The 9,138-nt window shown below is 64.7% G+C and carries 11 protein-coding genes; 6 read left to right on the forward strand and 5 right to left on the reverse strand.

Annotated elements, in window-relative coordinates:
* Positions 1-52: 52 nt before the first annotated feature.
* Together NFJ07_RS09635 and NFJ07_RS09640 are read right to left on the reverse strand one after the other, a co-directional pair.
* Positions 53-481 carry a universal stress protein gene (locus NFJ07_RS09635; RefSeq protein ID WP_269993905.1) on the reverse strand — a complete coding sequence of 143 codons (429 nt, stop codon included), beginning with the start codon at positions 479-481 and terminating at the stop codon, positions 53-55.
* A complete protein-coding gene (locus NFJ07_RS09640; RefSeq protein ID WP_269993906.1) occupies positions 478-1,785 on the reverse strand; it encodes an aminotransferase-like domain-containing protein in 1,308 nt (435 codons plus the stop codon). Before NFJ07_RS09640 ends, NFJ07_RS09635 begins: the two co-directional genes overlap by 4 nt.
* 114 nt (positions 1,786-1,899) lie before the next feature.
* Between NFJ07_RS09640 and NFJ07_RS09645 the strand changes: the two genes are divergently transcribed.
* The gene (locus NFJ07_RS09645; RefSeq protein ID WP_269993907.1) at positions 1,900-2,727 is read left to right on the forward strand and encodes an isocitrate lyase/PEP mutase family protein; all 828 of its coding nucleotides are present in this window, start codon (positions 1,900-1,902) and stop codon (positions 2,725-2,727) included.
* 9 nt (positions 2,728-2,736) lie between these two features.
* Here NFJ07_RS09645 and NFJ07_RS09650 read toward each other — a convergent pair whose 3' ends face one another.
* The 3 genes from NFJ07_RS09650 to NFJ07_RS09660 all read right to left on the reverse strand — a co-directional run bounded on the left by NFJ07_RS09650 (position 2,737) and on the right by NFJ07_RS09660 (position 4,769).
* Positions 2,737-3,552, reverse strand: coding sequence for a GerMN domain-containing protein (locus tag NFJ07_RS09650; RefSeq protein ID WP_269993908.1), 816 nt, complete (start codon positions 3,550-3,552; stop codon positions 2,737-2,739).
* A gap of 164 nt (positions 3,553-3,716) precedes the next feature.
* Positions 3,717-4,115, reverse strand: coding sequence for a DUF1801 domain-containing protein (locus tag NFJ07_RS09655; RefSeq protein ID WP_269993909.1), 399 nt, complete (start codon positions 4,113-4,115; stop codon positions 3,717-3,719).
* 90 nt (positions 4,116-4,205) lie between these two features.
* Positions 4,206-4,769 carry an NAD(P)H-dependent oxidoreductase gene (locus NFJ07_RS09660; protein ID WP_269993911.1) on the reverse strand — a complete coding sequence of 188 codons (564 nt, stop codon included), beginning with the start codon at positions 4,767-4,769 and terminating at the stop codon, positions 4,206-4,208.
* A gap of 123 nt (positions 4,770-4,892) precedes the next feature.
* Here NFJ07_RS09660 and NFJ07_RS09665 point away from each other — a divergent pair, with 123 nt between their 5' ends.
* The 5 genes from NFJ07_RS09665 to NFJ07_RS09685 all read left to right on the forward strand — a co-directional run bounded on the left by NFJ07_RS09665 (position 4,893) and on the right by NFJ07_RS09685 (position 8,903).
* Positions 4,893-5,504: a TetR/AcrR family transcriptional regulator gene (locus tag NFJ07_RS09665; protein WP_269993912.1), complete on the forward strand. Its 612-nt coding sequence runs from the start codon at positions 4,893-4,895 to the stop codon at positions 5,502-5,504.
* A gap of 42 nt (positions 5,505-5,546) precedes the next feature.
* On the forward strand, positions 5,547-6,593 hold the full coding sequence (locus NFJ07_RS09670) for a Gfo/Idh/MocA family protein (RefSeq protein ID WP_269993914.1): 1,047 nt from the start codon (positions 5,547-5,549) through the stop codon (positions 6,591-6,593).
* 207 nt (positions 6,594-6,800) lie between these two features.
* Entirely contained in the window at positions 6,801-7,481 is a 681-nt protein-coding gene (locus NFJ07_RS09675; protein WP_269993916.1) for a hypothetical protein, read from the forward strand.
* 133 nt (positions 7,482-7,614) lie between these two features.
* Positions 7,615-8,166 (forward strand): RNA polymerase sigma factor, encoded by a 552-nt coding sequence (locus tag NFJ07_RS09680; RefSeq protein ID WP_269993935.1) that lies wholly within the window; start codon positions 7,615-7,617, stop codon positions 8,164-8,166.
* Positions 8,163-8,903: a hypothetical protein gene (locus NFJ07_RS09685; protein ID WP_269993918.1), complete on the forward strand. Its 741-nt coding sequence runs from the start codon at positions 8,163-8,165 to the stop codon at positions 8,901-8,903. Before NFJ07_RS09680 ends, NFJ07_RS09685 begins: the two co-directional genes overlap by 4 nt.
* Positions 8,904-9,138: the final 235 nt, after the last annotated feature.

A 9,138-nucleotide genomic window follows, 5' to 3' on the forward strand; every position in this document is an offset into this window, starting at 1 on the left:
CGCCCACCACAACGCGTGATCCCCGTCAAAGTCCCGGGGGTCGGGGAGTCGCTTACGCTTCGTCCGTCTTGGCGATGTAGACGTCGCACGGCGCATTGTGCGCCACCGTGTTGGCAACGCTGCCGAGAACCCTGGCAAGTCCCTGCATACGGCGGTTGCCGACCACGATCACTTTGGCACCCACACGTTCGGCTTCCTTGACCAAGGCCTCACCGGCTTTACCAAAGACGGCTCCATAGCTTGTGGTCAACTGATCGGACGCGAGCTCCGCGGCCACTTTGCTGGCTACCTTCTCCGCGGCGTCGGCGTCGGAGAGGATCCACTTGTCGCCTCCGCTTTCGACGACCTCCACGTGAGCGCCTTCAAAAGCGGTGATGACGCGCAGTTCCGCGCCCAGTGCGGTTGCCAGATTCTTTGCCGAATCGGCGGCCCGCCTCGCTGTTACACTGCCGTCGACTCCGACGAGGACTATTCCGCTCATATATCTGCTCCTTTGCTGATGACATCGATGGCTTCTTGCAAGACCGGTGCCAATCGGCGGACGCCTTCGGCGATGGACTCCGGTGGCACTGCGCTGAAAGCCAACCTTAGTTTGTTGGATGGTTCGTCAGAGTGCGTGAACGCCGCGCCGGGGATGAACACGACCCCTGCCTCGATCGCCTTCTTGAGCAGCGGATAGGTGTCCACGCCGTCGGGCAAGGTGACCCAGACGAAGAAGCCGCCCTCGGGCCTTGTCCAGCTGAGGCCCGAAGGCATGTGCTCTTCCAACGCCACCAGCAGGGCATTGCAGCGTTCCTCGTACAGGGCCCGGTAAGTGTCTATCTGCCCGCGCCAGTCGTAGTCCCGAAGATATGCCGAGATGATCATCTGATTCAGGGTGGGAGGACACAGGGTCACGGCTTCCGAGGCCAGATAGAAGCGCCGCTGCAAGTGCTCGGGTACCAGGGCCCAACCGATTCGCAGTCCTGGGGCAAAGATCTTGGAGAACGAGCCCATGTATATGACGTCATGCTCATTCGCGGCCCGCATTGGTGCCAGCGGGTTGCCGTCGAAGCGCAAAAGCCCGTAGGGGTTGTCCTCCAGCACCAAGATGTTCGCATTGCGGCATATATCGACGATGCGCTGACGCCTCGCCGGGGCAAGCGTGATCCCCGAAGGGTTGTTGAAGTTGGGGATCGTGTAGAGGAACTTGATGTTCTTGCCCTGGGCCTGAAGCGCCGCGATCTTGGCTTCGAGGAGCTCCGGGACGAGTCCGTCGTCGTCCATGTCCACTGTCTCAACTTGGACCTGGTAGGCCTCGAAGGTATTCAGTGCGCCTACGTAGGTGGGGTTTTCCACGAGGACGACGTCGCCCGGATTGCAGAAGACCTTCGTGGCCACGTCCTGGGCCGACTGGGAACCGGCGGTGATCACCACGTTCTCCGGCCGGGCGTCCGTGATGCCCTCCGCGGCCATGATCTCGCAAATCTGGGTGCGCAGTTCCTCAGTGCCTTGCCCGCCTCCATACTGCAGCGCCGTCATGCCTTCTTCGGCGATGATGCGAGCGGCGGTCTGCCCGAGCTTCTCAAGGGGCAGGGACTGCAGGTAGGGGTTTCCGCCAGCGAGGGAGACGAGTCCCGGCCGCATTGAGATGTCGAAGACGTCACGCACGGCGGACTGCTTGATATTGGCGGCGCGCTCCGAGAAAAGTTCCTCGTGGCGGTGGGCGGCAGTTGCTGCTCGCTCTATTGCGTCGATTGCTTCCGCGGGCAACTCCGGCCCGGCATCCAATGTTTCGTGGGTCACAGTGACAGGATACTCCCCGGAGTTGCCAATTGAGCAACGGATGTTTCATCCTAATTTTGGAAATCGCGGTGCGAAGCGCTTTACGTCCGGACGGAGGAAGGCTGGAATAGAGCCATGACGATGCATCCGGAACTCGAATCCAAGGCCCTCCGCTTCCACGAGCTCCATGCCGTGCCGCATGCGCCGTTGGTTCTGGTGAATGCGTGGGATGCGGCATCTGCGCGGATGGTCGAGGAAGCGGGAGCGACGGCGGTGGCCACCTCCAGCTCGGCAGTCTCCTGGAGCCTGGGGTACCGGGACGGGGACCACCTTCCGCGGCAACTCGCGATGGAAGCGCTGTCGCGGATAGCCAAAGCCACCCGCTTGCCCGTGACTGCGGATATCGAGACAGGGTACGGGCGTACTGGCGAAGAACTCAAGGCCACGGTTCGAGCGGTGCTGGACGCGGGCGCCGTCGGGATCAATATCGAGGACTCAGCGGAACAACCGCTGAGCGAGATCGCCGAACAGTCCCGGCGCATCGCCTTGATCAGGCAGACTGCGGAGGACGCGGGCGTCGGACTGTTCATCAATGCGCGAACGGACACCTATTGGTCCGGAAAGTTTCCGGACACTGCATATGAGGAAACGCTGCGCCGTGCGGACGCCTATCAGCGGGCCGGGGCGGACGGAATATTCGTGCCGGGGTTGGTGGATCTCCATATCCTGCACGAACTTTCCCGGCGGATCAGCGTGCCGCTCAATGCGCTGGCCGGTTTGGGTTCGCCATCGCCCGGAGAATTGCACGACGCCGGTGTGCGGCGAATCAGCATTGGCGGCAGCACTGCAAGGGCCGCCTACGCGACGGTCTCCAGGCTGGCAATCGAAGTTCTTGGCGACGGAAACTGGTCGGGCCTCGCCGGAACCCGGAGCTACGCAGACATGGACGCACTCTTCGAGTGACTGACCGCCTCAGCGCAAACTCAAGACGTCCGCCAGGATGCGCCCGTCGACGTAGATCGCGGCCTGGGATGCTCCCGTAGCCGCCACCGCGGTTTGCGTCAGCTGGGTTTCGATCCGCGGGTGGTCGCACACCCCTCCGGGGCGAAGTGACCCGCTCAGGTTAACGACCGCGGTGGTGCCGTCGAGGTAGCCCGAAACGTAGCGCAGCGCGGAGCCCGAGAGAGCGTTGTACAAGCCTGCCCGGGACGCGGTGTCGTCGGGCGCTAGCAATTGCCCCATTGCCACGGCCAGTTGGTCGCTGCCCGGAGGGGCGGTGATTTGGACCGCCACGAGGCTGTCGTCACAGCCGAACCGCACACCGCGGCTGCCGCCGTCGCCGATTGCCACGAAATACACGGCGGTCCCAGTCGATTCGCCGGCGGTTGGGAGGGGCGCGGGTGCCTGCGGGCTCGCGCTTCCTGACGCCGCGGAAGACCCGGCCGGGTCGGGTGTCTTTGCGACTCCTGGGGTCTGGTTTTGCGTCGCCGACGGTTTGGATGTGCCGCTTCTGGGGCTCGCCGTGGTTGGAAGCGATGCCGCGGGTGGCGGGTTGATATACGGGGGAGGAGCCGGGAGGGGCATGGGAACCGGCCCGGCTACGGGCTCCTGCGTCGTTTGGACGAAGCCAGGTGAGGCCGGTTGTGCGGAGCGTGACCCGGCGGGAGCGCCGCCGTCGGGGGAAGCACAGCCAGCCAGGCAGAGCGCGAGGGATAGGCACAGCGCCAGCAAAAGGCAGGGCGCGGCGATCGCCGTCGTCGTGCATTCCACGCCGCGTCCGACCCGCATGACAGCCCCCGCTCCTGCCCTGATCACCCTTGGTGCCTGTAACTCAACGTTACGGCTGGCCGCCCGGGTGTGGGCCGCCCCGTCCATGACGGTTCGGCCTCAGCTCAGTCACGGAATGGTAGCGGTGCGGTGACGCCTTGCTTCCGTTTCGAGGGGCGTTCGGGCTAGTCCGTTCCCTTGATCTTCCGCCAACCGCCTGCACGGTTGTTCGCCGCGATCTGCCGCAGCATGGCGGTGAGAGGTGCACGGGGAATCTCGTCGTGTTGGTGGAAGGTGATCATGCGGGCGGTCTTGTTGTCGTGCCCCGATGTGATGATGTTGTCCGGATCGGGGACAATCGCGCCGTCGTAAAGGAACAGGTTCACGTGGTCCTTGGCTGCGAGCAGGGCGCAAACGTTGCCGTCAAGGACGAAGTATGGCCGCGTGCGGCGCTTGATCGTCTCGACGATTTCAGGCTCGGCTTCGTGGATGAGATCGCGTAGTTGCTCGGCGATGGCGCGTTGCCAGTCGGGGAGGGCCTCAAGGTAGGCGTCGACTTCGGGGTGGCGGTTGTAGTCGGCCATGCCGCCATCGTATCGACAAAGAATGCCCCCGCCCACGCCTCAACGGCGGGACGGGGGCATTCTCGCGGCGAGCCGGGCGAGCCGCGGAGACTAGGCTGCGACTTCTTCCTGGACGGCGGTCAGCGGCTCGAAGATGCCCTTGATCTGCTCGACAACTTCGGCGTCGTCCTTCGGGTGCAGTTCGGCGAAGCGGATCATGGAGCCGGGAACGGCAAGCTTGACGTCTTCGAGGACCTTGGCGCCGGCGATGCCAGCTGCCTTACGGGCCTCGTCCTGCGCCCAGACGCCACCGAACTGGCCAAAAGCGGTACCGACGACGGCGGTCGGCTTGCCTGCCAGCGCACCGGCGCCGAACGGGCGGGACAGCCAGTCGATGGCGTTCTTGAGGGATGCCGGCATGGTGCCGTTGTGTTCCGGCGTGACGAGCAGGATGGCGTCGGCTGCGGCGGCGGCAGCGCGGAGGGCCGCGGCTTCGGCGGGAACCTGGCCCTCGACGTCGATGTCTTCGTTGTAGAACGGGATGTTGCCGAGGGAGCCGTGGATCTGTACTTCGACGTTTTCCGGGGCGTTGAGCTTGATGGCTTCGGCGAGCTTGCGGTTGTGGGAATCGGCGCGGAGGCTGCCAACAAGGGCGAGAACGGTGTTCTTGGACATGGGAACTCCTTGGGTCTGGCCGCGGACGGTGCCGCAGGCGCTCGGTTTTGGAGGCTTTTGCTGCCTTCGTAGATTCTAAACGGACTGCGGTCCGCTTAATATTCCCAAGGCTAGAATGTTTTTGTGAGCCTCATCCCCATCCGGCCCGGTTCGCCTTTCGGGACGCAGCCGGAGCGCAGCGACGCCGCGCGTAACCGCGAACGGCTCCTTCAAGCTGCCAGGGATCTCGTGGCCGAACACGGGGTGGACGCAGTCACGATGGACATGCTCGCGTGCCGGGCCGACGTCGGGAAGGGAACGGTTTTCCGCCGTTTCGGCAGCAGGGCAGGACTCATGATGACCCTCCTGAGCGACGCCGAAGCGGAATTCCAGCGCGAGTTCATCTTCGGTCCGCCTCCGCTAGGCCCCGGAGCGCCCCCGCTTGAACGCCTTATTGCCTTCGGCGAAGCGCGCATCAAATATGTCGAAGAATACGGCGAGCTGGCCCGTGCCGCGGCGGAGCATTCCCCGCAGAACCGGCACGACGCCCCGCCGGTCGTGTTGTGGCACCGGCACATCGAAATGCTGCTGCGGGAAGCGGGCCTGGACCGCGATCCTTGGCTCCTGGCTCTTTCCCTCGGCGCCACCCTCGATCCCGAGCGCATGCTCCATTCCCTTCGCGCTCACGGAGTCGCGCCGGAGCGCCTTGCGGCGTCGTGGCGCGAGCTCGTCACGCGCCTGCTGAAAGACTGCTGACAAAACCTTCGCCGGGCTACCTTGGCCCGGTAGCGTAGCGGCATGACCCTCACACCGATCCGCACCGCCGTCGTCGGCTATGGCCTTTCCGGCAGCGTCTTTCACGCGCCGTTTATCGCAGCCAATCCCGCGTATTCCCTCGACGTCATCGCTACGTCGGACGCGGGCCGTAAGGCCAAAGCCCAAGAGCGCTATCCCGGCACGAGGATCGTGGACAGTCCCGATGACGTCCTGGCGCTTGCAGCTGAGCTGGACCTCGTGGTGCTCGGCACGCCGCCCGCGACCCACCACCCGCTCGCGAAGGCCGCGCTGGAAGCCGGGCTCGACGTCGTCGTGGACAAGCCATTTGCCGTGACCAGCGCGCAGGGGCAGGAGCTGATCGAGCTGGCCGCGAGGCTGGGCCGCGTGCTTACCGTCTACCAAAACCGCCGCTGGGACGGCGACGCCCTCACGGTGAAGAAGCTGCTCGACGCCGGGACGCTGGGCGAGGTCATGCGATGCGAAGCGTCAATGGAGCGGTGGGCCCCCGAAATCAGCAAGGCGTGGAAGGCCGGCGCCACGGCCGACGACGGCGGTGGGCTGCTCTTCGACCTGGGAACCCACCTGCTGGACCTGGCCGTGCAGATGTTCGGTCCCGCCGAAGTCATCCATGCCGAAATCCTGGCCCGAAGGTCCCAGGAAAAAGCCGATGACGACGTCTTCCTGGTCCTGAAACACGCTTCCGGCGTGACCAGCCACGTCGCCATGAACGTCAGCAGCCAGCTTCACGCACCACGCTTCCGCATCCTGGGCAGCAAGGGCGGCTTCGTGAAGTTCGGAATCGATCCCCAGGAACCGTTCATCCTGGCGGGCGGCCGGCCCACGGATGGCGCATATGGCGTCGACGATCCGCACCACTACGGCACGTTGGAAATCGACGGCGTGCGGACCACGGTACCCACCGAGCGCGGCGCCTACCAGGAGTTCTACCGGATCCTCGGGGAGAAGATCGCCGACGGCGGTGCCGCCTCCGATTTGCCGCTCCCCGTGGATCCGGCCGGGCCGGTCGAGGTACTCAAGTTGATTGAGCAGGCCAGGACCCTCGCCTGACCGGCGCGAACTGGCAGCAGATGACCCCAAAACGCTTGGGAAGGGTCATCTGCCGCCAGTTCGCGCGATGAAAGTTTTTTTGGATCGGGCGTAACCTCGCCGGGACCGCCAGCGATGTAAGGGGAGTGTGGACAACGTCCGCACTGATCATCCAGTAGCGACAAAGCCGCTGCCGGAGCAGTCCCAAAACGTTTGTCGGAGGGTTCCATGTCCTTGTTCACTGTCCTTGCCACCAGCAAAATCGCCGCCGGCGTCCTTGCCGCCGGAGCTGTAGCGGTTGGCGGAACCGGCGTCGCAGCCTTCAACGGAGCGCTTCCCAACGATATGCAGAAGAGCGCCCACGAGCTGCTCGGAGCCCCGGCTCCGGCCGCGTCCAGAGCAGCCGAGTCCGCAGAGTCCAAGACGGCTGACGCGTCCCAGATGGCAACATCCAAGGCAACTGACTCCGCTGCCGACGCCAAGTCGAAGGCCACGGACGCGGTCGACGACGTAAAGTCCAAGGCCGCAGCAGCAGCCGCTTCGGCCAAGGCCACCTCACCAGAGGCGTTCGGCCTCTGCACCGCCCTCCTCAACGGCGGCCTGAAAGCTGACACCAAGGTGCCCGGCTACTCCTCATTGGTTGTTGCCGCTGGCGGCGAAGCCAACGTCAACGCGCACTGCGCAACCGTGGTGACCGAGGGCAAGGCTGCCGGTCTGAAGGCTGACGGATCTGCTTCCGCCAAGGCCGACACCGACGGAACCGCCGCACTGCCCGCAACGCCTGCCGTGCCGGCTGTTCCCGCAGTGCCGTCCGCACCGGCCGTCCCTGCTGTCCCGGCAGTCCCGGCAGTCCCGTCCCACGTGCCCACCGCACCTGTGCACGTGCCGGCCGATTCTGTCAGCCCGTAACACCACGGCTACGCTTGAACGGCGGGGCTCCTTGGCTAAATGACAAGGAGCCCCGCGACGCAACAGACTGCAGCAGTGGTCATTTCCCAGGCCAGGGACGATGACCGCGTTGCGTGGGATGGAGGGCTCGCGGGTGCTTGACCCTTTGGCTGATGAATATTTGCAGGCGGACGAGGAAGATCCCGCACTGCTCTTCACGGCTGCCTACAACGAATTTTCCGGACCGGTGTTTGGATACCTACGCGCCCGCGGCGTAGACGATCCGGAAGCGGTTACCCAGGACGTATTCCTGGCTCTCTATCCCAAACTGGACTCTCTCCGCGGAGGTCTCCAGGGGGCCAAGACCCTGCTCTTCTCCATAGCGCACGCGCGAATGGTGGATCACTATCGCAAGAGGGAACGCACCCCTGATTCCGCGCCCTATGAATCCGATCTGGATTCGCGGCGCGCGCCTTCGGCCGAGGACCAGGCATTCGGGCATGGGGAAGGGCTGGGCGTGACCGAGCTACTGGCGGATCTCAACTCCGACTACCGGGAAGTCCTGGCACTGCGGGTCGTGGCGGACCTGTCGTTGGAAGAAACAGCGGACATCATGGGCAAGTCCCAAGGAGCCGTGAAGCAGTTGCAGCGCAGGGCATTGAGTGCACTGAGAGAACGTGCACTACTAAGGAATGGCACATCATGAGCGAAAAATCCGCATCCTGCGGCGAGCAGGGCATCGACCGCCTGCTTGCTGAAGCCGGGCTCGACGAAGCGTACGAGATCCGGACCGAGCTGCTGGAACTGCGCGCCCTTGCGAGCAGCCGGCCGCACCCATCGGCAGCTGTGCAAGCCTTGATGGCACCGGCCCGCGTGGCGATCGCGCCGGTTGAGACTGTTGCGCCTGTTGATGCGGCTTCCCGCGCCGCGGCTGCGCCTGTTGATGAACTGGCCGCCCGGCGCCGCAAAAAGGGCCGCTTGACCTTCGCCGCTGTTGCCGTCGCGGCTTCCCTTGCCGCCGGAGCTACCGCTGCGGCTGCGTCCGATGGCGGCATTCCGGGAACGATTGAACACCTGGGCGCCGTGGTGGGATCGGTCGTCTCCCAGCTCAACCCTGGATCGGGCGGCAACGCTCCGCAACAGCAGGGAACACGCCCGGGCCCGGGTCCTATGCCCACTCGGGAAACTAGCGTTCCCGTATCGCCTTCTCCGGAGTCCTCCAGCCCCGACGCCCAAAACAACAACGCGCATCCATCGCCGCACGCGACTCCCGGCACTACCGCGCCCGGGTCCCAGTCGGATCCGCGTAATGGATTGCACGACATCGCCAAGGGCCGCCCGGGGCCTATCACCATCCCGACGCCGGTGGTCCCATCGCCCACGATCCCATTGCCTCAGCCCGTTCCCTCGGAGATCCTCCCGGGCAACCCCGTCAAGCCGTAACCGACTTACACCCCTGCGGCGGGGTACTCCATCAGACGCTTCTGCAGGTATGGCCCGTTTTCACCCGACGCTCGCTCACCAATACGCCCGATTCCTGCAACGCTCGCTCAGAAGATCTGAGCGAGCGTTGGGCCAAAATGCCTTAAAAGTGAGCGAGCCGAAAGTTGTCAAGCTGTGTGGAGTCACTGGGCTGGTTTTTGGGGTGTTTTGGTCTTGGGGAGGTTGATTCCGGCGT

The sequence above is a fragment of the Arthrobacter sp. B2a2-09 genome, from assembly GCF_027587375.1.
Lineage (GTDB): Bacteria > Actinomycetota > Actinomycetes > Actinomycetales > Micrococcaceae > Arthrobacter.

What these genes read in the sequence shown, in the direction of transcription:
- NFJ07_RS09635 (WP_269993905.1), bottom strand. Translation starts at nt 481, where the DNA reads ATGAGCGGAATAGTCCTCGTCGGAGTCGACGGCAGTGTAACAGCGAGG.
- NFJ07_RS09645 (WP_269993907.1), top strand. Translation starts at nt 1,900, where the DNA reads ATGACGATGCATCCGGAACTCGAATCCAAGGCCCTCCGCTTCCACGAG.
- NFJ07_RS09650 (WP_269993908.1), bottom strand. Translation starts at nt 3,552, where the DNA reads ATGCGGGTCGGACGCGGCGTGGAATGCACGACGACGGCGATCGCCGCG.
- NFJ07_RS09655 (WP_269993909.1), bottom strand. Translation starts at nt 4,115, where the DNA reads ATGGCCGACTACAACCGCCACCCCGAAGTCGACGCCTACCTTGAGGCC.
- NFJ07_RS09660 (WP_269993911.1), bottom strand. Translation starts at nt 4,769, where the DNA reads ATGTCCAAGAACACCGTTCTCGCCCTTGTTGGCAGCCTCCGCGCCGAT.
- NFJ07_RS09670 (WP_269993914.1), top strand. Translation starts at nt 5,547, where the DNA reads ATGACCCTCACACCGATCCGCACCGCCGTCGTCGGCTATGGCCTTTCC.
- NFJ07_RS09675 (WP_269993916.1), top strand. Translation starts at nt 6,801, where the DNA reads ATGTCCTTGTTCACTGTCCTTGCCACCAGCAAAATCGCCGCCGGCGTC.
- NFJ07_RS09685 (WP_269993918.1), top strand. Translation starts at nt 8,163, where the DNA reads ATGAGCGAAAAATCCGCATCCTGCGGCGAGCAGGGCATCGACCGCCTG.